Here is a 21,303-nt window from a genome sequence, read left to right on the forward strand (position 1 = left end):
CACACACCGGATTTTACCAGTAATCGGAAAGGAGAGAGAGATAATGGCGGAACAAACGGAACGCAATTACGGAAAGATGGAATGGTTGTTTTACATGATTATCCTTCCGTTGCTGTTTACGAGTGTAATGGTGGGGTTAGTCCTTCAGTTGATGGGATATAACGTAACCGGAAAGTTGTTGACGGTAGCCCGTCATACCCCGGGGCTGAGCGCCATTATTCCGCCGGACGAAGCGACAAAACAGGAACAATCGCAAGTCAGCAAATTGCAAAAAATGTTGGAGGATGTAAAACAGGCGTTAGGTATGTCGCAACAGACGAACGACTTGCTGAAGGCTGATTTGGATACGAAAAATTCGGAACTGGCGAAATTGCAGCAGCAGGCAGCCGATAAATTAAAAGCGGATCAGCAGCTGCAGCAAAACATGGCGCAGTGGAAACAACAGGCCAAAATGTACAGCAATATGTCGCCGCAAAACGCAGCTTCCATCCTTTCTCAAATGCCTGTGGCTGATGCGAAAAACATCCTGAGTGTCATGAATGCGGACGCGAAAGCGTCAATTCTCGAAAAAATGGACCCGCAAAAAGCGGCAGGCATTGAATCTGGCGTAGCGGTTCAGAATGCGGCTGCAGCCAGTCCTTTCACTACGAACCAGGCGAAAGTTTATGGCTTGATGAATCCCGCCAAAGCGGCAGCCGTGTTGTCTTCCATGCCCGTTGCGGATAGCCGCCAAATTTTGAGCGGTATGAATCCGGAAAGCCGGGCGCCGATTCTGGAAAACATGGATCCGAAATATGCGGCCAGCATCGAAACGGGTCTGCCGCTGCAAACGTCAACGCCGACATCAACGCCAACGGCTTCTGCGCCTGTGGCAGGCCCGCCAATTCCAAGTTCGGTTGCTTCTGCGAATGCGAAATCAAGTCCGTATTATACAGAAGCTGCCAGAATATACGGTTCGATGTCGCCTGATAAAGCGGCAAGCATTTTATCGCAACTCCCGTTAAAGGAGATTCGTGATGTGATGTATGGAATGGAACCGGAAGCCCGTTCCAAAATCCTTGAAAAATTGGACCCGAATCTTGCGGCTAGGGTGCAATCCAGCAACGTCAATGAACCTTTCCCTGCACAAGGGCCGACAAACGTCTACGATGCTATGGATCCTGCAAAAGCGGCAAGTATACTTGCCCAACTGCCGATTGAAACAACTACAGAAAAGTTGATGGAAATGGGGATGGACAAACGGGCCGAGATTTTATCGAAGATGAAACCGGAGGATGCAGCGCGCATCTCGATTGAAATGGATAAAGATTATTGGCCGTCCATCAGCAATTGGAGCACACAGGCAAATATTTATGAGCGAATGGATCCTGCGGCGGCCGCTAAAATCGTTCAGAGTATGCCGCCTGCACAGGCAAAACAGGTAGTGGATGAGATGGATCGGGACAAGCGGGATGAAATGATCAAGTATATGGATCCAAAGAAAGTGGCGCAAATCATGCAACAATAGCGGGTTTCCGGGTATTGGGAATATCTATAAGCCTTCGGGAATTGGCAATTTGGCAATGTCTTTGAGAGGAGGTGATAACGATGAATACGATGGGAAGTATGGCTCCGCAAATGGCGGTAACGGCGGTTCCGCAAACGGCACAAACATCTGTTGCGGCGTCTGCTGGTAATGCAAGCAGGAGTTCCGTTAGTAGTGCAAAGAATTCCAATTTGTTCCAGAAGTTGTTTGCCGATCAATTGGCGCAGGATTCGGCGACCGATAGAGCACCTGCCCTGAATCGGTTGAAGCAATTGCTGTCCGGCCTGGACCCGCAGCAAATGGCCGATGTGTTGGCGATGCTCGGGATGAGCGCGAGTCAGTTGCAGAGTTTGCTTGGGGCTTCTCTGGGAACTGCTGAGCCGATAGGTGCAGGCGGAACAACTCAGAATGCCGTCATGAGTCAGATTGGCGCTTCAAATGCAGGCATGCTGGCGCCTTTTTCGTCCAACTTGGTTGTTTTCGGGCAATTGTTGGCTGCCTCCGGTCAAGCATCTGTTGGGTTAAACGGACAGACGGCGACAGAAACGCCATTGGATCGATCCGGAAATCTATTGACCATCCTGCAGGATAAATTGGCCAAGGTATTGGAAGCTGCTGGAATCCCTGTGGAAACGGCTGTTGCCAAAATGAAACAGGCAATGGGTCAAGACAAGTCCCTGGTGGAAACGATCGCTCAGCTTTTGCAATCCGCTGATTCGATGCAGCCAGTCAATACAGAATTGGAATCCGTGAATGCCGTTCAAACAGCCGGTCAGACCGCGCAATCGGTCAACTCGATCCAGACGGCACAAGGTGCCTTCTTGACATTCGTTGCAGGAGGCAGCAGTAAAGCTGCAGCAGTCGATTCGAAAACAAACGGCAAGCAAGATCTGCCCAAAACCGGCAAGTCACAACCGGTTGGCATGCAGCAACCCGCTCAGATACGTCCGGAACTGGACAGTTTGCAGTCAGCTGTTTCACAGACTCAACCGGATGCAAAGCAGGCGGGCCAAGACCAGACAAACGGTTTGGGAAATCCTGATCGGGGAACGAATCCGAATCTTTCGGCAAAAACTGCTGATTCCGATTTGAATTCGCTGTTGCTGTTCCAAATGGCAACTGGCAAGCCTGCTGACGGAGCGAGCCAATCGGTTGGACAAACTGCTCAACGGCCGATACAGGTTACGATCCCTGCGGAACAGTTTAAAACCGATTTTGGCGGCATGTTGTTAAAACAGGCTACTTTGGTTCAGCAGGGTGGAATGAATGAAATGCGGATTACGTTGGTGCCGGAGGGGCTCGGTGAAATGCAGGTTCGAATTGCCGGTGAGAATGGTCGGATTTCTCTGCAGATCTCGGCTGATACACAATATGCCAAAGGGTTGCTCGATTCCGGAATCGGTATGCTGAGGCAGCAACTTGAATCGCAAGGCATCCAAGTCGTCCGGCTGGAAGTGGTTTCCTCTTCTGCCAACAACAATACATCAGCCAGTCCGCAAGGCATGTTCAGTGGTCAACAGAATCCGCAGCAGCAGACTGGATCGGGAACCCATAATCCAAACCGTGGTCAACAGGGAAATGCTCCTATTTCAATTGAGGACAGCGCTTTCTTGACAGGGGATTGGGGTGAGAAAGCAAACGGGCAATTTGATATGACAGCATAGTGACGATCCGGAGACAAATCATGACAGGGAGATGAGCGGTATGGCAGTAAGTGCGACAAGCGGTACAACATCATCGACAAGCAACTCGCTCTCGCAGGCGGTCAACAAAACGCTTGGCAAAGATGATTTTCTGAAGTTGTTGATGACCCAGTTGCAGTATCAAGATCCGTTGCAGCCGACTGATAATGAGCAATTTATCGCGCAGATGGCACAGTTCAGTTCGCTCGAACAGATGACAAACATGACGAGCGGACTTGAGAAATTGCAGAGTGTAATGACGATGGGGGTTGCCGCGCAATTACTGGGAACGACTGTGACTTACAAAAGTGCGGATGGAAGCAACGTACAGGGGGTAGTCAGCGGTTCCCAAATGAAGGACGGGACCATGCAGGTTCAGGTAGGTAACCAACTGGTTCCGCTGGACTCTATCATCAGTATGAGCAAGTGAGGTGGGGGGTATGAGCCAGGATTGGCTGTTTAAGGTTCGTGGACCTTTGCCGACAAGCAAGCTGCCGACACAATCGGCGGAGCGTCGTTCGGTGGCCAAACCGGGAGCGTTTCAGGCGCAGTTGGACAAACAATTGCAGCAATCTGATGTGATTGTCTCCAACCATGCGAAACAACGATTGCAAAAACGGGATATTCGTCTCAACGAATCGGATCTCGGCCGCATCGGAGAAGCGATTAACCAGGTAGCGGCAAAAGGCGGTCGGGAATCGCTGATTCTCTACAAGGGTAACGCGTTTGTCGTAAATGTTCCGAATCGGACTATTATCACGGCGGTCGATCAAAGTTCGATGCAAGAAAATGTATTCACCAATATTGACAGTGCGTTAATTCTCTGAAAATGGGCCGGCCCACTTGTTGGAGGCCCCGAAACGCCGAATGACAGAGGCGTTTCACAACTACAAGGAGGCGAGTTTTACATGCTTCGTTCAATGTATTCAGGAATTTCAGGCATGCGGGGTTTTCAGACCAAACTGGACGTGATCGGCAACAACATCGCAAATGTCAACACGGTTGGCTTCAAGGCAGGGCGGGTAATGTTCAAAGACATCTTGAGCCAGACGGTGGGAGGTGCGACTGCACCTGGCGGCGGCGCGGGTCTTGGCGGTATCAACCCGAAACAGATCGGACTGGGCAGCGCAACGGCTTCGATTGATACGCTCCAAACGCCAGGCAGCGCCCAGACCACCAATGTTCCGACAGATGCGATGATTAACGGTGATGGATTTTTCGTTGTAACCGATGGCGCCAGCGATTTTTATACAAGAGACGGCAACTTTAAAATAGACGCAGCTGGAAACTTAGTGCTTGCTTCTAACGGTATGCGGGTAAAAGGAGTAACCACTCAGCTGCCGGCCACCGCGCAGTCGTTTTCGATCGACAGTCTGGGGAATGTAAAATACGTAGATAATACTGGAACCACGCAGTCTATGGGACAGATGGAGATTGCGAAGTTTCAGAATCCGGGCGGTCTCATGAAAGTTGGCGACAATTTGTATGTGCCGACTAATAACTCTGGCAGTGCAGGTAACAATCCATTGATTACAACTGCCGGTCAGAACGGCGCAGGCCAACTGATCGTCGGTGCGCTTGAAATGTCGAACGTCGACCTGACGAACGAATTTACCGAGATGATCGTGGCTCAGCGCGGTTTCCAGGCAAACTCGCGGATTATCACGACATCTGATGAGATTTTGCAGGAAGTTGTCAACCTGAAACGATAGTAAGTGATAAGAGTTGCCGGATTTCTTCTCCCGCCTAACGAATATATAGGATAAACAACTGTTGGCGGGAGGAGAGCCCGGTGCCTCCGCAGGAGGGATGTAGATGATCCGTGTTACACGTTTTAACGGGTCTGAGCTGGTGGTTAACGCCGCATTGATTGAAGTGGTGGAAGGGACGCCTGACACGGTGATCACGCTGGTGACTGGCAAAAAAGTCGTGGTCAGGGAACCGGTTGACGATGTGATACGTCTGGTGACCGAATACTATCAAAAAATCGGACTGATGGGCTTGCAAGTTGGTCGTATACGAGGTGAACAAGGTGTTTCAGAATAGACTGTTTAATATCGCACTGATTATCATCATATCAATTGCCATGCTGGGCGTTGTTGCTATCGTAGGCTTGCAGTACATAGGCAGTGCGCAAAACCAGCCGAAAGCCCCTAAGCCGGTAGCAGCGGACAAATTGGCGGCGACGCAGTTTCAAGTCGAGAAGATTACGACAAATTTAGCCGGTTCCAGCCTGATTCAAATCCAAGTTTACCTGCAGGTCGATGGAAGCAAAGCGATGGATGAGTTGAATTTGCGTAAAGTGCAGGTCAAAGACACGATTACACAGATTCTTCATACGACCACCCATGTGGATCTGCAAAAAACGGAAGGGGTCCAACTCTTGAAGCAGCACATCAAGGACGCAGTCAACCAGTACTTGCAAAACGGCAAAGTGATCGATGTCTACATTCCGGATATTGTGATCCAGTAACACGTATTTTGGATGAAAGGGGGTGATTCTGTATGGCGGAAGTGTTGTCACAAAGCGAGATTGATGCTCTGTTATCGGCGCTGTCGTCCGGTGAGTTGTCAGCCGAAGAGATTCGTAAAGAAGAAACGGAACGAAAAATCCGAAATTACGATTTCAAGCGGGCCATGCGATTTTCGAAAGACCAGATCCGCAGCATAACCCGGATTTACGAAAATTTCTCCCGGCTGCTCACCACTTATTTTTCCGCTCAATTGCGTACGTATGTTCAAATCCAGGTCGTTTCGGTGGAACAGCTTCCTTATGAAGAATTTATCCGCTCGATTCCGAAAGTGACGATCCTGAATGTATTTGGGGTCAATCCATTGGATGGAAAATTTGTAATGGAGGTTAACCCCAACATCGCATATGCGATGCTGGACCGGCTGCTGGGCGGTCCGGGAGTCGGACAGGATGATTTCCGCAATTTGACGGAAATTGAAATGACTGTCATGATGCGGATGTTTGGCAAGTCGTTGGACTATTTGAGGGAAGCTTGGAAAGGGGTTACAGACCTGAATCCGGAGCTGGACCTTCTGGAAGTCAATCCGCAGTTTATGCAATTGGTTTCACCAAATGAAACGGTGGCTGTCGTTTCACTCTCTTCCAAAATCGGGGAAACGACGGGAATGATCAACGTTTGTATGCCGCATGTCGTGCTGGAGCCGATCATGCCCAAATTGTCCGCCCATTATTGGATGAATGTAAAAAAACCTCGTGACAATACAAAAGGTCAGGAGGCGCTCGAACAGTCTTTGAAAAAAACCAATTTGACGGTGGCTGTCGAACTGGGTACATCGTCGATCTCAGTCGGTGAATTCCTGCAACTGGCTGTAGGTGATGTCGTGAAACTCGATCAGGATGTCAACCAGAAAGTTCATATCAATGTGGGTGAAAACCGGAAGTATCTGGGTCAACCGGGAATCAGCCGGGGGCGTGTTGCTGTACAGATCACTCATGTACTTGAGGAAGGGCTGATAGAAGATGACAGGTAAAGATTTTCTGTCGCAAGAAGAAATTGATGCGTTGCTCAAACAAGGGGGTGGCGGTGGCGAACCGGAGGCCGAATCGTCATACAGTCTGTCAGATTTTGAATCGGACGCGTTGGGGGAGATTGGCAATATATCGTTTGGTACGGCAGCTACCGCTTTGTCCACTTTGCTCCGACAAAAAGTCGAGATCACGACTCCGACTGTCACCATTGTGAAACGGGAGGAATTGCAGCACGACTTGCCAATTCCCCATGTGGTTGTGAAAGTGGACTATTCGGAAGGATTCATCGGGGCAAACGTGCTTGCTATGCGAATGGAAGACGCGCAAATTATTGCCGATCTGATGCTTGGCGGCGAAGGCAAAGTGACTCCCGGCGAGCTGAATGAACTCCATTTGAGCGCTGTGGCAGAGGCAATGAATCAGATGATGGGATCTGCTTCTACTTCCATGTCGACGATTTTTAACATGTTGGTCAACATTACGCCTCCGCAGGTGGAAGTTATGGAGTTTGACGAACAGCGGGCCGCAGCGTTGTTTCCTGGCGATGAATCGCTGGTGAAAATTTCGTTCCGTTTAACGGTAGGCGATCTGATTGATTCGCAAATTATGAACCTTGTGCCGTTTGCTTTTGCCAAAACGATGTTAAGCAAACTGACCGGCAAGACGGAAACGGAAGATACGGTTGGACAACCGGCACCGGAAATGGCACCCTCTCAGTCAGTTCCTACTTCTAACATCCCGCAGCCAACTGCGCAAGAGCCGATCGCGGCTTCACCCGTACAGCAGCCTTCTGCACCGATGCAGCAACCAATGATGACACCACCTATGCAGCAACCTGGTGTGCCGTATCAATCCCCGATGGCTGGCGGAGCTATGCCGATGCCAAATGCGTATCCGTCTGCACCCGTTTACGGGATGCCTCCAGGCGGTTACATGTCGCCGCCCGCTATCAACGTACAGCCAGCCCAATTTTCTTCGTTTGGCGCAGCCGATCCGAACGTTATGGGGCATGGAAACCTGGGGCTGCTGTTGGATATCCCGCTGCAGGTTACAGTTGAATTAGGCAGAACGCGTAAGCAGATACGGGAAATTCTTGAGTTGGGCCCCGGTTCGATACTGGAATTGGACAAGTTGGCTGGGGAACCGGTTGACATTTTGGTAAACAATAAACTGGTTGCCAAAGGTGAAGTCGTAGTCATCGATGAAAATTTCGGGGTGCGTGTAACAGACATCATCACTCCAGAAGAACGTATCACTAAACTCCAATAATCAACTAGGGGGATCTACCATGGCTAAAAAAATCTTAATTGTCGACGATGCGGCTTTCATGCGAATGATGATCAAGGAGATACTCAGCAAAAACGGTTACGATGTTGTAGGCGAAGCACAGGATGGAAAAGAGGCGGTGGTCAAATATAAAGAACTGAACCCGGATCTGGTGACGCTCGACATTACAATGCCTGAAATGGATGGTCTTGGGGCCTTGAAAGAAATCCGCCAATTTGATCCAAACGCAAAAGTCATTATGTGTTCTGCGATGGGGCAGCAGGCAATGGTCATTGACGCCATTCAAGCGGGGGCGAAAGATTTCATTGTAAAACCCTTTCAGGCGGACCGTGTGCTGGAAGCGATCAATAAGGTGCTCGGGTAACGGGTGAGGGGGACAGGACAGTGCGTCTTTTGGCACTAGGAAAAACGGTGCAGGAGATGATTGAACAGGGGAATAACCCGGCTAACACGCAACAGGTTTCATCTACGGTTGGAAACGGGAATGATTGGTCCCTGCTGTTTGGAATTCTACAGATGATCGTTGTGCTTGGGCTGGTAGTCGGTGTCGTGTATCTATTCATTAAGTTCCTGGCTATGAAAACAAATGCCGGTCAAGCAAATTCCTTGATGCGCAGTATTGCCGTTCACCCGCTGGCAACAAACCGATCCATTCATCTGGTACATTTTGAAGATCGTGTCTACGTGATCGGGGTAGGCGAAGATGTTACGCTGTTGGATACGATTCTGGATGAGGAATCGGTGGCACGCTTAAAACAGCACGCTCCTGCTGCAACTCGATCCGAATTGCCAAGTTGGTTGACGAAATGGTTGCCTGTCCAGCTAAAACAGGATGTGGAAGAACCAGTTGAATCCGTTCCTTTCCACGATGCATTGCAGGAAAAACTGCGGCAATTGAAAGAGCAGCGGAGAAAGATCACAGAATGGGAATCGGAAGATAAATGATGAAACTAAAACTGCTGCTTATCCTCACCGTGTTGATTGGTAGTGTGTTGTACGGTACGACGGCAAATGCGGAGCAAGTGGTAATTCCGGGCATCGACCTGAACGTAAGCAGTTCGCAAAGCCCGCAAAACGTTGCGACCAGCGTGCAGATTATTTTGATGCTGACTGTGCTTTCGCTGGCACCGTCGATCTTAATTCTGATGACCTGCTTTACACGCATCATCGTGGTGTTTTCGTTTGCGAGAAATGCGCTTTCCATTCAGCAAATGCCGCCAAATCAAGTGCTTATCGGGTTGGCTCTTTTCATGACACTGTTTGTGATGACTCCAACGCTTTCGCAGGTCAATCAAAAGGCGGTACAACCATACCTGGCCGGACAGCTTACACAAACGGAAGCGTTAAATCAGGCGGCGATTCCTTTCAAGCAATTTATGGCCAAACAGACAAGGGAAAAGGATTTAATGTTGTTTATCGAATACCGAAAAGATCCGGTTCCGAAAACGATTGAAGAAATTCCGTTGACCACGTTGGTGCCTGCTTATGCGATCAGCGAACTGAAGACCGCTTTTCAAATTGGTTTTATGCTCTTTATACCGTTTCTGATTATAGACTTGGTTGTATCGACTACATTGATGTCGATGGGGATGATGATGCTTCCCCCTGTAATGATCTCTTTGCCGTTCAAAATTCTATTGTTCGTAATGGTAGACGGTTGGTATCTGATAGTCAAATCCTTGCTGCAAGGATACCAGTAATGTACCCAAAGGGCACAAGTCTCGCCTTGGCGCTTACGCGCTAGGTCTCGCTGTGGAGGTTTTAAAACGTGGGAACCGGTTTTGTCATTCAATTAGGGCAGCAGACGATGTGGACAACCCTTAAAATCGCCGCGCCCATCCTGATTTTTGGACTGGTGGTCGGGCTGATCGTCAGCATTTTTCAAGCCACCACTCAAATTCAAGAACAGTCGTTGTCTTTTATCCCCAAAATTCTGGCGGTTGTTATCGCTTTGGCTGTTTTTGGTCCCTGGATGCTTTCGGTGATGCTTGATTTTACAAATGGTGTTCTGGGCAATTTGATGCAATTCGTGCGATAGGCGGAGATATTTGTGAATTACGATCAACTGCTCATGCAAGCGGAAACGTTGTTGCTCATACTGACACGTGTCAGCAGCATGTTTATGGTTGCACCCGTTTTTGGCATGAAAGGCGTGCCTGCCCCATTTAAAATCGGTTTGTCCTTTTTTGTAAGTCTGATTGCTTTCACGGCGGCTCCCGACTTGCAAAACCAAACGGCAGGATTGTCAAGCCCGTTGCTGCTGCTTTTGGCTGTTGTCAAGGAAGCGCTGGTAGGGCTGATGATCGGGTATACGTGTTTGCTTCTTTTCTCGGCCGTGCAAATGGCGGGGCAGATCATCGACATGCAAATCGGATTTTCGATTGCGAACGTATTTGATCCGCAGACGGGAGCGGCCGTACCGATTCTCGGAAGTTTTAAAAATCTGCTGGCCATCCTTCTGTTCCTGGGATTGAATGGGCACTATGCCCTGATTACGGCCGTTTTGCAAAGCTTTCAGTTTGTTCAGATTAACCATTTTGTGATGACAGATGGGTTGATTGAGTTCTTCTTTAAGGCGATGTCCGTTCTTTTCCTGCTGGCTGTTAAAATCGCAATGCCTGCTGTTGCAACGCTATTCCTGGCCGACGTTGGTTTTGCGGTATTGGCCAGAACCGTACCGCAGATGAATGTTTTTGTGGTCGGAATGCCAGCCAAAATTTTTTTGGGGTTGTTTATGCTGATTCTTGCAATGCCGGTGTTTGTTTATTTTCTGCAGGATATGTTTCAGCTGATTTTTCGGCAAGTGGACATGCTGCTTCAGTTGCTGGGAGGTTCGCCATGATACGGTGGGATTTGCAGCAGTTTGCGGGTGAAAAGACAGAAAAACCCACGCCAAAAAGACTGCAGGATGCCCGTAAAAAAGGACAAATTCCGCGCAGCCCCGAACTGTCTTCGGCGGTTATTCTGTTAAGCGCCATTTTGCTTTTAAAGATGATGAGCGGTTTCTATATCACGAATCTGACTGATTTTACGAAAAACAGTTTGACCACTGATTTGATGATGTGGCTGACAGAGGGAAATACACACCGGCTGTTTTTGAATCTGATGCTGGTAACGGCGAAATTGGTTTTGCCGATTTTGGCGGTTGTTTTAATAGTAGGTTTCTTGGCGGTCTATCTTCAGGTCGGCGGCATTTTTACAATCGAGCCGATTACTCCCAAATTTGAAAAAATCAATCCGATAGCCGGATTTAAAAGAATATTCTCGGTGCGCACTTTGGCCGAATTGGCCAAATCGCTGATGAAAGTCGTCTTGATTGGGTATGTGGTTTACGATACGGTGACGCAGCAAATCAGATCGTTCTCTAATCTGACGCGGCTTGAACCAGGAGGCATTCTGGCGGCGATTGGCGACACGACTTACACGATTATTTGGAAATGCGCCTTATTGATGCTGGTGCTGGCTGTGTTTGATTATTTTTTCCAGCGCTATGATCATGAACGCAGTTTGCGGATGAGCAAGGAAGACATCAAAGAAGAGTTTAAAAAGTCGGAAGGGAATCCGCTGATCAAAGGGAAAATCAAGGAACGGCAACGGGCGATGGCGATGCGGCGGATGATGCAGGATGTGCCGAAAGCGGATGTGGTAATTACCAACCCGACCCACTTTGCGGTGGCTGTGCAGTATGACGGGGACCGCATGGAAGCGCCGATTGTGCTGGCAAAGGGGATTGATGAGGTAGCGCAGCGAATCAAGCAAACGGCAAGGGAACACGGAGTGCTGCTGGTGGAAAATCGGCCGCTTGCACAGACGTTGTACCGTACCGTTGACATCGGGCAACAGATCCCGGAAGACCTGTTCCAGGCGGTTGCAGAAGTGCTGGCTTACGTGTACCGATTGAAACGAAAAGTCTAAAGTGAGGTGAAAACGTTGCGCATACAAGACGCGGGTGTGATTTTCGGCATTTTGGGGATTGTGGTGATGATGGTCATTCCGTTGCCTACATGGCTGCTGGATTTTTTGCTGATCATCAATTTCAGTGTTGCCCTCACCATTTTACTTATCGCAATGAATACGAAAGAACCTCTGCAATTCGCCATTTTTCCAGCGCTGCTGTTGATCACCACTCTTTTTCGCCTTGGACTTAACGTTTCTTCTACCCGTTTGATTCTTGGACAGGGAGAAGCGGGTGAAGTGATTCACACGTTTGGCAGCTTTGTGGTGGGCGGAAACGCGGTTGTTGGTTTTATTGTATTTCTGATTCTTGTCATTATCCAATTTATTGTAATTACCAGAGGGGCAGAACGTGTGGCGGAAGTGGCAGCCCGCTTTACGCTGGATGCGATGCCCGGTAAGCAAATGAGCATAGATGCAGATTTGAACGCCGGTCTGATTACGGAAAAAGAAGCGCGTGAGCGCAGACGAAAAATCGAACGGGAAGCCGATTTTTACGGAGCGATGGACGGGGCCAGCAAGTTTGTCAAGGGAGACGCAATCGCTTCCATTATCATTGTTGTAATCAACATCATTGGCGGATTTATTGTCGGTATGACGATGAATAACCAGGGTATGGGTGTCACACAGGTGTTACAGCAATATACATTGCTGTCGATCGGGGACGGTTTGGTTTCCCAAATCCCGGCCTTGCTGATTTCGACCGCTACAGGTCTGGTCGTTACACGTGCTGCGTCTGACAGCAATTTGAGCCAAGATGTGCTGCGTCAAATGCTTTCCTATCCCAAAATGCTCTATGTGGTGGCCGGCATGCTTCTTTTGCTTGGCGTATTTACCCCCATTGGTATCCTGCGAACAGCTCCTCTCGCGGGATTGTTGGCTGTTGGAGGCTTTCGAATCCAGCAGACAAAAGCGGAAGAAGCGATTAAACAGCAGGTGCAGGCGGAGCAGGAGGAGCAGGAGGAAGTGCGCAGTCCGGAAAGCGTTGTTACATTAACGCATGTCGATCCGATCGAATTTGAATTCGGTTATGCGTTAATTCCGCTGGCCGATACGAATCAGGGCGGCGACCTGTTGGATCGCGTCATCATGATTCGCCGCCAGTTGGCGTTAGAACTTGGAATTGTGATCCCTGTCATTCGAATTCGCGACAATATTCAACTGCGGCCGAATGAATATGTCATCAAATTGAAAGGGGTTGAAGTGGCGAGAAGTGAGCTGTTTTTGGATCACTTTATGGCGATGAGCCCCGGTATTGATGATCCACGCGTGGTGGGGATTGAAACAAAAGAACCTGCATTCGGTTTGCCCGCGTTGTGGATATCGGAGGATATGCGGGATACGGCGGAGATGGCGGGGTATACGGTTGTCGACCCGCCATCGGTGGTGGCTACTCACTTAACTGAAATTTTGAAACGGCATGCCTATGAATTGTTGGGCAGACAGGAAACGAAGCAACTTGTCGAGTCGATCCGCAATCAGTATCCGGCGCTTGTTGAGGAAGTTGTGCCGAATCTTTTTTCAATCGGGGATATTCAGAAAGTGCTGTCCAACCTATTAAGAGAAAAAGTATCGATCCGGGATCTGGTCACCATTTTGGAAACAATGGCGGATACCGCTGCCTATACGAAAGACCCGGACATGCTGACCGAATATGTACGAGCCGCGCTGGCGCGGCAAATTACCCATCAGTTCCGACCGCCCGGCCAGCCGATGACGGTGATCACGCTGGCGCCAAATGTGGAACAGACGGTGGTCGACAACATCCAACATTCGGAACAAGGTTCCTATCTGGTTTTGGATCCGGCCATTTCGCAGAAAATCTATCAATCTTTGAACGAGCAAATTCAATCTTTGGCGACAGCGGGCCATTCGCCACTTGTTCTCACATCCCCCAACATACGGATGCATTTTAGACGGCTGCTGGAACGGATATTACCCGATTTGCCGGTTCTTTCCTATAACGAACTGGATCCGTCGGTGGAAGTAAAAAGCGGAGGGACGGTGACCATCTGATGATCGTAAAACGGTATCTTGTCAAAGACATGCCGGAAGCGTTAAACAGGATCAAACAGGATTTAGGACATGAGGCAGTAATACTCAGTTCCAAAAAAGTCAAGCAGCGGGGTGTCTTCGGTATGTTTGGCGCGACGCAATTGGAAGTTGTGGCTGCGGTAAACGACGGTCCGCCGACTGCCGTAAAAACGCCCGTCTCCGCTGCCGCGAAAGCTTATGGCCAAAACAAAACATCGGTTGGAAAGCAGCAAGCGGTACCGACTAAGCAGACATCCTCTGCAGGCAGACAGCCATCTGCGGTCCAACGCGCTTCCTTGCCAGCCGATACGCAGTATGATGCGAAACAGGTTGCCGGTTTGATGGCAGCTGTCGAACGGCAAATCTCTCTGCAGCGACAGACAGCGGAAACCCGCGGTGGAGAATTCGAGGCGGAAATCCTGAAAGAAGTACAAGGGTTGCGTGACGTGATCTCCAAGTTTCTGCATACCGGCAGTGATATACTTCCTGCTCCGATTCAAAAAATCCGCTCCGATTTGGAACGGAATGACTTGTCTGACGAACTGATAGAATCGTTGGTTTTACGGATTTTGAAAGAAAATGAACAAATTCATTCATTAGATGAGCAGGAATTTCGACATATTTTGATAAATTTAATCAGTAAAGAAATCAATGATCATATGCTTCCGGCACCGCTCGCTTCGACCTCCAAAGTAGTGGCCTTTGTAGGACCGACTGGTGTCGGAAAAACGACTACCATTGCAAAGATCGCAGCAGCCGAATTTTTGAAAAACAGAAGGAAAGTCGGTTTTATTACAGCGGACACGTTCCGAATTGCTGCTGTGGAACAGTTGAAAACGTACGGAAATATCCTTCAGATGCCGGTGGAAGTGGTTTTTTCATCAGACGAGATCGAACAGGCGATTGAGAAGATGAAAGATCTCGATTTAATTCTGATCGATACGGCCGGTCGAAACTATGGGGATACCGCATACGTCAGCCAGTTGAACGATTTTTTGGGCGCCTGCAAACCGGATGAAACGTTTCTGGTGCTGTCGCTTACTACCAAATCGAATGATCTGGAGCAAATCGTATCGAATTTTGAAGGGGTTCCGATCGACAAGTTCATCTTTACAAAGCTGGATGAAACAACCAGTTACGGTGCGATTTTTAATCTTAGCTACCGGTTTAAAAAGCCTTCTGCCTATTTTACCACCGGACAAAATGTACCGGATGACATTGAGGTGGCGACCCCCGAAAAGATCGCCAGTTTGATAGTGGGGGAGAATCATAATGTTTGATCAAGCGCAGCGCCTTCGACAAATTGTTCCGGTCGCCACAGATGAAATACGCCCCGCGACACGCGTAATTACGATTACAAGCGGTAAAGGCGGCGTGGGCAAATCGAATTTTTCCCTGAATTTCGCACTCGGATTAAGCGCATGCGGTAAAAAGGTGGTGGTCCTGGACGCCGATGTCGGTTTTGCAAATATTGACGTTTTGATGGGGCAAACGCCGCGGCGAACGCTTGCCGATCTGGTGCAGAAGAAGGCGACCATATGGGAGATTTTGGAGCTTGGACCGTATGGAATTCATTATATTGCAGGCGGTTCCGGTTTACGGGATTTTTTGACGCTGCAACCGGACCAGTTCGAATATCTTATGCTGCAGCTGGGTGAATTGCAGGGATTTGCCGATTTTCTGATCATCGATACAGGGGCTGGAATGAATCAAGGAACGCTTCGATTTATTTTGTCGTCAGACGATGTGATTATTGTCAGCACGCCGGAGCCGACTGCGATTACAGACGCGTACGCATTGATCAAACTGATTACCCGGGAAAGCGGGCGTTTGCTCAACATGCAACTGGTGGTCAATCGGGCAACGTCGATAATGGAGGCCAAACAAGTCGCGGAAAAATTATCGTTGGTCAGTAAGAAATTTCTCAATTTTGATCTGAAATCACTTGGTTATCTGCTTGATGATCCGAAGGTATCGGAGGCGGTCAAACAACAGGTTCCCTTTTTTGTAAGGTATCCCGACTCGCCAGCCAGTCGTTGCATTGACCAGTTGGTTAGAAAACAGCTGAAAATGCCAACCGGAGTCCAGTCGATGGATATGGGGATCAAATCATTCCTTTCCCGTATGAGACAAGTGTTTCGCAACTAGATCTTGACAAGGGGGGGTCGCGTTGACTCCGATTCGCGTACTGGTTGTCGATGATTCTGCGTTGATGAGACGACTGATTACAGATATGCTGCAGGCAGATTCAGACATAGAAGTAGTGGCAGCAGCGAGGAATGGCCAAGAGGCATTGGATCTCTTGAAAAAGCACGATGTAGATGTGGTTACACTCGATATTGAGATGCCGGTGATGGATGGTTTGCTAACGTTGCCCAAAATTCAAATGGAGCATAGGCTGCCGGTGATCATGCTCAGCAGTTTGACAACAGCGGGCGCTGATCATACAATCCGCGCCCTGGAACTGGGAGCGTTTGATTTTATCGCGAAACCGTCCGGCAGTATCTCGCTGGATATCGAAAAGGTAGCGAGTGAATTGATTGCGAAAGTGAAAGCGGCTAAAAATCGAAAACCACTGATGCGGCCTTCACCACCCACGGGATACGATAGATTTGCCGGTATTTCGAGTCAGAAATCCGCACAATCTGCAAAATCGGTTCCGTTTGTTGACGGGAAACTGAAGAAACTGGTGGCCATCGGAACATCAACTGGCGGTCCGCGTGCCTTACAGACCGTACTTACTCAGTTGCCTGCCGATCTGCCGGCGGCGGTTGTGGTAGTCCAGCATATGCCACCCGGATTTACGAAGTCACTTGCCAAACGGTTGGATCAGATTTGTGCGATTCGGGTTGATGAGGCAACAAACGGTCAGGTGCTTGAAATGGGTCATGTTTATATAGCACCGGGCGATTATCATATGGAAATCAAACAGACAGGCGGCCGATGCGAAGTTCAGTTGGACCAGTCGCCGCCGGTTGGAGGGCATCGTCCCGCAGTCGACAATCTGTTCTTTTCGGTCGCGAAGTTGCACGGCATTTCTTTGCAGGCGGTGATTTTGACCGGAATGGGAAGCGACGGTTCCAAAGGGCTTCGGTCCATTAAGCAGGTCGGCGGAAAAACCATCTCGGAAGCAAAAGAAACGTGCATTGTATATGGAATGCCAAAAGCGGCGTTTGAAACGGGGTGTGTCGATGCGGTGGTTCCGTTGGAAAACGTCGCCCAACAAATCCTGAATTTTTTATCATCCTAGGGAGGTGACTTGAAATGGACATGAATCAATACATGGAAATGTTCATTGAGGAATCAAAAGAACATCTGCAAGCAATCAACGAAAATCTGTTGGAACTCGAACAGGCCCCCAGTTCCGAAATCGTCAATGTGGTATTTCGTTCCGCTCATACCTTAAAAGGGATGGCGGCTACCATGGGGTTTGAAAAAATGGCCCATTTGACGCACGAAATGGAAAACGCTTTGGATTTGATGCGAAATGATAAACTGCCTGTCACCGAAGATGTGATGAATGTACTGTTCCGTTGTGTAGACCTGTTGGAGACGCAATTGGCTGACATTATCGAAACAGGCGCTGACTCTACCGCGTCGATTGAAGAAGCGGTTCAACAGTTGAATGCCATCGTGCAGGGTAAGCCGTTGGCGCAAGCAGCTTCGGCTGACAACCCGAAAGATGGTTCGGCAACCGTCGACTGGTCATTCAATCAGTATGAAAAAACGGTGATCAGCGAATCGCTTAACAACGGCAAGAATGTTTATGTTGTGGATGTTGTGTTGGATAGCGCCTGTGTACTGCGTGCGGCAAGATCCTATATGGTGTTTAACGCGTACGAGGAAATAGGCGAAATTATCAAATCAGTTCCGACAGTGGAAGATTTGGAAGAAGAGAAATTTGAAAACGAGTTTCAGATCGTTCTGGTAACGGATGCGGATCCGGAAACGGTGAAGAAAACAGGTCTAAATGTTTCGGAGGTTGCCTCAGTTACGGTTCATTCTGCCCAGGAACTGCAACAGGAAGCGGACAAAGCGGAAACGGAAGCTGCTGCCGCAACACAGGCGTCGGAGGCACCGGCTGCCTCTTTATCCACTGTGAAGAACGGGAAAAACGGCAACAACGGCAAATCTGGCGAAACAAAAAAACTGTCTGCCGGCAAATCGGTGCGTGTGGATATTGAGCGGCTTGACGTGTTGATGAATCTGTTTAGCGAATTGGTGATTGATCGCACACGACTGGAACAGATTGCACGCGAAATCAACAATCTGGAATTGGTTGAAACGGTTGAGCACATGACCCGGGTCAGCACCGATTTGCAATCGATTGTCATGACCATTCGGATGGTCCCGGTGGAAACGGTATTTAACCGATTCCCGCGGATGGTTCGCGATTTGGCGAAAGAATTGAACAAAAAGGTTGAGTTTGAAATCTTTGGCGCCGAAACAGAACTGGATCGTACTGTGATTGACGAAATTGGTGATCCGCTCGTACATATGCTGCGAAACGCTTTGGATCACGGTCTGGAAACACCGGATGAGCGGAAAAGGGCAGGTAAGAGTGAAACAGGAAAGTTGGTCCTTTACGCCTATCATTCGGGAAATCATGTGTTTATCGAGATTTCAGACGACGGGCGCGGCATCGACCGCAATAAAATTTTGCAAAAAGCGATTGAACGGGGACTTGTTGACGCAGCACGCGGTGAAAACCTGTCGGATGATCAGGTATTTGACTTTATGTTCCGTTCCGGTTTCAGCACGGCCGAAAAAATTTCTGACGTATCTGGACGAGGCGTCGGTCTGGATGTGGTAAAAAACAAAATTGAATCGCTTGGCGGTCGCGTGCTGATTAACTCGGTGATTGGTGAAGGAACCAAATTCATCATCCAACTGCCGCTTACCCTTTCTATCATTCAGGCGATGCTGGTACAGGTCAATGATGAAAAGTACGCCATTCCGCTGACGTCTATTATTGAAACGGCCAATTTAAAACGGTCCGAAATCAAAAGTGTGCATGGCCAGACGGTGATGGATTTCCGTGGCCGAGTCGTGCCGCTCGTCTCGTTGGAGGAAGTGTTTTCTATCCCGCGTCTGCAGGAAAAAACGGATGACAGCGAAAATGTGGTGATCGTCCGCAAAGGGGAGAAGCTGGCGGCGTTGGTAGTCGATTCATTTATCGGACAGCATGAAGTGGTGTTAAAGTCGTTAGGCAAATATCTGTCCAGCGGAATTCCGGGTATTTCCGGTTCTACCATCCTGGGTGACGGACAAGTTGCATTGATTCTGGATTGCAACGCATTGATTCATTAGGGAGGAAGGCTATCATGATCGATAAACAGGAATTGGAACAAGGAATCAATGACCGCAAGTATATCGTGTTTCGTTTGCTAGAGGAAGAATACGGCGTGGAAGTGAATCAGGTCCGTTCGATTGAGCGAATGCAGCGAATTACCCGTGTCCCGAGAACCCCCGCTTTTGTCAAAGGGGTGATGAATTTACGCGGTGTTGTCACCCCGGTCATTGACCTGAAAACAAGGTTTAACCTGGGGACTGAGAATTACACGGATTCTACCCGGATTATTATTGTAGCGGTAAACGACATGGAAGTCGGGCTGATTGTTGATGCCGCCAACGATGTGGTGGATATTGAAACGTCTGCGATTGAACCGCCGCCGGAAGTGGTCGGAGGTTTGCGGGCCGCCTATCTGGACGGGGTTGCCAATCTGGGCCAACGGCTGTTGATTATTCTAAACCTGGAAAAGGTGCTGAATATAGAGGAACTGCAGCAGTTTAATGAAGTGGAGAGCGAATAATGCAGGATCCTTTCTCTACTATTAACAAGTTTCAACTCAGCGTTTTTCAGGAGATAGGGAATATCGGCGCCGGTCATGCCGCTACTGCATTGTCCATCTTGATGCAAAAAGAGGTGGAGATGAGTGTGCCGCGTGTGCACGTGGCGCCTCTGCAGGAAGTTGACGAAGTAGTCGGAAACTCTGAACAGGAAGTAGTCGGTGTTTTCTTCCGGGTGGACGGAGACATAACGGGCAGTATGTTCATGATGCTGCACGTAGAAAGCGCCAAAATGCTGCTTTCTGCATTAATGCCGGGCTCGGAAGTCAATCTGTACAACGAATATGAACTGTCGGCCCTGATGGAAATTGGCAATATTCTTTGCGGTTCTTATATTTCCGCCTTTTCCGACCTTACCCAATCGAAAATGTACCAATCCGTTCCAGCGATTTCGATTGATATGGCAGGAGCACTGCTAAATGTGGCTTTTATGCATGTAGGAATGTCTTGTGATACGGTGCTTGTGGTAGAGACTGAATTTCGGCAGGGCAATGAAAATGTGGAAAGCCAGTTCTTCTTTTTACCTGACCCTGCCTCTTTGCAAACGATCTTCAAGAGGTTGGGGGTTGAACACTCTTGAACATCGTAAAAGTCGGTATGGCTGATTTAAACGTAGCGGTTGAACCGGATGTCCTTCGGACGGTTGGATTAGGTTCCTGTGTGGGAGTGGCAATTGTCGACCTGACTGTAAAAGTGGGCGGTTTGGCGCATGTAATGCTGCCTAACGCTGCGGCGCAAACGGTTGAAAATCCGGCCAAATATGCCGATACAGCGATCCCTTTGCTGGTGAAAAAAATGCAGGAAAAAGGGGCTGTCGTCAGCAGAATGGTCGCGAAAATTGCAGGCGGCGCTCAAATGTTTTCTACTCTAACCCAGAGCGATTTGATTCGTATTGGACCGCGCAATGTGGAAGCGGTAAAAGAAGCGCTTACGCTGCTGCGAATCCCGCTCCGATCGGAAGATACGGGTGGCAATTCCGGAAGAACCATTGATTTTTCACCTGTGGATGGTATGTTGACGATCCGTACAGTTTCACAAGGGGTCAAAACGATATGAAGCCGAAAAAAGAAAACCGTTCCAATTTTATAGGGTGGGCAAGCGTTGCGGGATTTGCAATCGGTTTTGCCGCAAGTCTGCTGGGAGGGAATTTGTTGTGGACCAGCCTGCAGAGGGGATTGGTTGGATTTGTATTTTTGCTGTTTCTATCATGGGGAACGCAGTTGTTTTTTTCATTGGGAAAAACGGCGGACGATCCGAAACTGACCGGCGAAACGAATGCAGATTCAGCCCAAACCGCATTGGGGCAACAGTTTGATGTATCCTTGCCGCCCGAATCATTTGACACTCCTCCGTCCCCCGCTGATTTCCAACCTTGGGTTGTCCAAAATGTAGATTCGATGGATGACGAGATGACGGCGCGGGCGGTGCAGGCTGTACGAACGATGAAGGAGTAACGGAGGTGGACGCAG

Annotated in this window: 24 protein-coding genes; all 24 read left to right on the forward strand. The window is 49.0% G+C overall.

Annotated elements, in window-relative coordinates; all coding sequences use genetic code 11:
• Window positions 1-43 precede the first annotated feature (43 nt).
• Window positions 44-1,507: a magnesium transporter MgtE N-terminal domain-containing protein gene (locus skT53_RS01225; protein WP_200759405.1), complete on the forward strand. Its 1,464-nt coding sequence runs from the start codon at window positions 44-46 to the stop codon at window positions 1,505-1,507.
• Window positions 1,508-1,587: 80 nt separating this feature from the next.
• Window positions 1,588-3,189: a flagellar hook-length control protein FliK gene (locus tag skT53_RS01230; RefSeq protein WP_200759406.1), complete on the forward strand. Its 1,602-nt coding sequence runs from the start codon at window positions 1,588-1,590 to the stop codon at window positions 3,187-3,189.
• Between the two features lie 40 nt (window positions 3,190-3,229).
• Window positions 3,230-3,637 carry a flagellar hook capping FlgD N-terminal domain-containing protein gene (locus skT53_RS01235; protein ID WP_200759407.1) on the forward strand — a complete coding sequence of 136 codons (408 nt, stop codon included), beginning with the start codon at window positions 3,230-3,232 and terminating at the stop codon, window positions 3,635-3,637.
• A 10-nt stretch (window positions 3,638-3,647) separates the two neighbouring features.
• Window positions 3,648-4,034 carry a TIGR02530 family flagellar biosynthesis protein gene (locus skT53_RS01240; protein WP_200759408.1) on the forward strand — a complete coding sequence of 129 codons (387 nt, stop codon included), beginning with the start codon at window positions 3,648-3,650 and terminating at the stop codon, window positions 4,032-4,034.
• A gap of 81 nt (window positions 4,035-4,115) precedes the next feature.
• Window positions 4,116-4,919, forward strand: a complete 804-nt coding sequence (flgG, locus tag skT53_RS01245) for a flagellar basal body rod protein FlgG (protein WP_200759409.1) — start codon at window positions 4,116-4,118, stop codon at window positions 4,917-4,919.
• Between the two features lie 103 nt (window positions 4,920-5,022).
• A complete protein-coding gene (locus skT53_RS01250) occupies window positions 5,023-5,253 on the forward strand; it encodes a flagellar FlbD family protein (RefSeq protein ID WP_200759410.1) in 231 nt (76 codons plus the stop codon).
• Complete coding sequence (locus tag skT53_RS01255; protein WP_200759411.1) at window positions 5,240-5,680, forward strand: flagellar basal body-associated FliL family protein; 441 nt, start codon at window positions 5,240-5,242, stop codon at window positions 5,678-5,680. Before skT53_RS01250 ends, skT53_RS01255 begins: the two co-directional genes overlap by 14 nt.
• A 32-nt stretch (window positions 5,681-5,712) precedes the next feature.
• Window positions 5,713-6,711, forward strand: coding sequence for a flagellar motor switch protein FliM (gene fliM, locus skT53_RS01260; protein ID WP_200759412.1), 999 nt, complete (start codon window positions 5,713-5,715; stop codon window positions 6,709-6,711).
• Window positions 6,701-7,978, forward strand: coding sequence for a flagellar motor switch phosphatase FliY (fliY, locus tag skT53_RS01265; protein WP_200759413.1), 1,278 nt, complete (start codon window positions 6,701-6,703; stop codon window positions 7,976-7,978). The genes fliM and fliY overlap by 11 nt, the downstream gene beginning before the upstream one ends.
• A 19-nt stretch (window positions 7,979-7,997) precedes the next feature.
• Window positions 7,998-8,360, forward strand: a complete 363-nt coding sequence (locus skT53_RS01270) for a response regulator (RefSeq protein ID WP_200759414.1) — start codon at window positions 7,998-8,000, stop codon at window positions 8,358-8,360.
• Window positions 8,361-8,380: 20 nt separating this feature from the next.
• Complete coding sequence (locus tag skT53_RS01275) at window positions 8,381-8,941, forward strand: flagellar biosynthetic protein FliO (RefSeq protein ID WP_200759415.1); 561 nt, start codon at window positions 8,381-8,383, stop codon at window positions 8,939-8,941.
• Window positions 8,938-9,696, forward strand: a complete 759-nt coding sequence (gene fliP, locus skT53_RS01280) for a flagellar type III secretion system pore protein FliP (RefSeq protein WP_404828919.1) — start codon at window positions 8,938-8,940, stop codon at window positions 9,694-9,696. Before skT53_RS01275 ends, fliP begins: the two co-directional genes overlap by 4 nt.
• 68 nt (window positions 9,697-9,764) lie before the next feature.
• The gene (fliQ, locus tag skT53_RS01285; RefSeq protein ID WP_200759417.1) at window positions 9,765-10,034 is read left to right on the forward strand and encodes a flagellar biosynthesis protein FliQ; all 270 of its coding nucleotides are present in this window, start codon (window positions 9,765-9,767) and stop codon (window positions 10,032-10,034) included.
• Between the two features lie 12 nt (window positions 10,035-10,046).
• Window positions 10,047-10,838 carry a flagellar biosynthetic protein FliR gene (fliR, locus tag skT53_RS01290; protein WP_200759418.1) on the forward strand — a complete coding sequence of 264 codons (792 nt, stop codon included), beginning with the start codon at window positions 10,047-10,049 and terminating at the stop codon, window positions 10,836-10,838.
• Window positions 10,835-11,911, forward strand: a complete 1,077-nt coding sequence (flhB, locus tag skT53_RS01295) for a flagellar biosynthesis protein FlhB (RefSeq protein WP_200759419.1) — start codon at window positions 10,835-10,837, stop codon at window positions 11,909-11,911. The genes fliR and flhB overlap by 4 nt, the downstream gene beginning before the upstream one ends.
• A gap of 15 nt (window positions 11,912-11,926) precedes the next feature.
• Entirely contained in the window at window positions 11,927-13,966 is a 2,040-nt protein-coding gene (gene flhA, locus skT53_RS01300; RefSeq protein WP_200759420.1) for a flagellar biosynthesis protein FlhA, read from the forward strand.
• Window positions 13,966-15,264 carry a flagellar biosynthesis GTPase FlhF gene (flhF, locus tag skT53_RS01305; RefSeq protein ID WP_200759421.1) on the forward strand — a complete coding sequence of 433 codons (1,299 nt, stop codon included), beginning with the start codon at window positions 13,966-13,968 and terminating at the stop codon, window positions 15,262-15,264. The genes flhA and flhF overlap by 1 nt, the downstream gene beginning before the upstream one ends.
• Window positions 15,257-16,132, forward strand: a complete 876-nt coding sequence (locus skT53_RS01310; protein ID WP_200759422.1) for a MinD/ParA family protein — start codon at window positions 15,257-15,259, stop codon at window positions 16,130-16,132. Before flhF ends, skT53_RS01310 begins: the two co-directional genes overlap by 8 nt.
• A gap of 22 nt (window positions 16,133-16,154) precedes the next feature.
• Window positions 16,155-17,234 (forward strand): protein-glutamate methylesterase/protein-glutamine glutaminase, encoded by a 1,080-nt coding sequence (locus tag skT53_RS01315; protein ID WP_200759423.1) that lies wholly within the window; start codon window positions 16,155-16,157, stop codon window positions 17,232-17,234.
• Window positions 17,235-17,248: 14 nt separating this feature from the next.
• A complete protein-coding gene (locus skT53_RS01320) occupies window positions 17,249-19,294 on the forward strand; it encodes a chemotaxis protein CheA (RefSeq protein WP_200759424.1) in 2,046 nt (681 codons plus the stop codon).
• A gap of 14 nt (window positions 19,295-19,308) precedes the next feature.
• Window positions 19,309-19,797, forward strand: a complete 489-nt coding sequence (locus skT53_RS01325) for a chemotaxis protein CheW (RefSeq protein WP_200759425.1) — start codon at window positions 19,309-19,311, stop codon at window positions 19,795-19,797.
• Window positions 19,797-20,414 carry a chemotaxis protein CheC gene (locus tag skT53_RS01330; RefSeq protein WP_200759426.1) on the forward strand — a complete coding sequence of 206 codons (618 nt, stop codon included), beginning with the start codon at window positions 19,797-19,799 and terminating at the stop codon, window positions 20,412-20,414. Before skT53_RS01325 ends, skT53_RS01330 begins: the two co-directional genes overlap by 1 nt.
• Entirely contained in the window at window positions 20,411-20,890 is a 480-nt protein-coding gene (locus skT53_RS01335; RefSeq protein WP_318978580.1) for a chemotaxis protein CheD, read from the forward strand. Before skT53_RS01330 ends, skT53_RS01335 begins: the two co-directional genes overlap by 4 nt.
• On the forward strand, window positions 20,887-21,288 hold the full coding sequence (locus skT53_RS01340) for a hypothetical protein (RefSeq protein WP_200759427.1): 402 nt from the start codon (window positions 20,887-20,889) through the stop codon (window positions 21,286-21,288). The genes skT53_RS01335 and skT53_RS01340 overlap by 4 nt, the downstream gene beginning before the upstream one ends.
• Window positions 21,289-21,303: the final 15 nt, after the last annotated feature.

Origin of the sequence: Effusibacillus dendaii, from assembly GCF_015097055.1 — a bacterium.
GTDB lineage: Bacteria > Bacillota > Bacilli > Tumebacillales > Effusibacillaceae > Effusibacillus > Effusibacillus dendaii.

Excerpts from the sequence above, each read along its gene's own strand:
- skT53_RS01225 (WP_200759405.1), top strand. The coding sequence starts at position 44 with ATGGCGGAACAAACGGAACGCAATTACGGAAAGATGGAATGGTTGTTT.
- skT53_RS01230 (WP_200759406.1), top strand. The coding sequence starts at position 1,588 with ATGAATACGATGGGAAGTATGGCTCCGCAAATGGCGGTAACGGCGGTT.
- skT53_RS01235 (WP_200759407.1), top strand. The coding sequence starts at position 3,230 with ATGGCAGTAAGTGCGACAAGCGGTACAACATCATCGACAAGCAACTCG.
- skT53_RS01240 (WP_200759408.1), top strand. The coding sequence starts at position 3,648 with ATGAGCCAGGATTGGCTGTTTAAGGTTCGTGGACCTTTGCCGACAAGC.
- flgG (WP_200759409.1), top strand. The coding sequence starts at position 4,116 with ATGCTTCGTTCAATGTATTCAGGAATTTCAGGCATGCGGGGTTTTCAG.
- skT53_RS01250 (WP_200759410.1), top strand. The coding sequence starts at position 5,023 with ATGATCCGTGTTACACGTTTTAACGGGTCTGAGCTGGTGGTTAACGCC.
- fliM (WP_200759412.1), top strand. The coding sequence starts at position 5,713 with ATGGCGGAAGTGTTGTCACAAAGCGAGATTGATGCTCTGTTATCGGCG.
- fliY (WP_200759413.1), top strand. The coding sequence starts at position 6,701 with ATGACAGGTAAAGATTTTCTGTCGCAAGAAGAAATTGATGCGTTGCTC.
- skT53_RS01270 (WP_200759414.1), top strand. The coding sequence starts at position 7,998 with ATGGCTAAAAAAATCTTAATTGTCGACGATGCGGCTTTCATGCGAATG.
- fliP (WP_404828919.1), top strand. The coding sequence starts at position 8,938 with ATGATGAAACTAAAACTGCTGCTTATCCTCACCGTGTTGATTGGTAGT.
- flhB (WP_200759419.1), top strand. The coding sequence starts at position 10,835 with ATGATACGGTGGGATTTGCAGCAGTTTGCGGGTGAAAAGACAGAAAAA.
- flhF (WP_200759421.1), top strand. The coding sequence starts at position 13,966 with ATGATCGTAAAACGGTATCTTGTCAAAGACATGCCGGAAGCGTTAAAC.
- skT53_RS01310 (WP_200759422.1), top strand. The coding sequence starts at position 15,257 with ATGTTTGATCAAGCGCAGCGCCTTCGACAAATTGTTCCGGTCGCCACA.
- skT53_RS01320 (WP_200759424.1), top strand. The coding sequence starts at position 17,249 with ATGGACATGAATCAATACATGGAAATGTTCATTGAGGAATCAAAAGAA.
- skT53_RS01325 (WP_200759425.1), top strand. The coding sequence starts at position 19,309 with ATGATCGATAAACAGGAATTGGAACAAGGAATCAATGACCGCAAGTAT.
- skT53_RS01330 (WP_200759426.1), top strand. The coding sequence starts at position 19,797 with ATGCAGGATCCTTTCTCTACTATTAACAAGTTTCAACTCAGCGTTTTT.
- skT53_RS01340 (WP_200759427.1), top strand. The coding sequence starts at position 20,887 with ATGAAGCCGAAAAAAGAAAACCGTTCCAATTTTATAGGGTGGGCAAGC.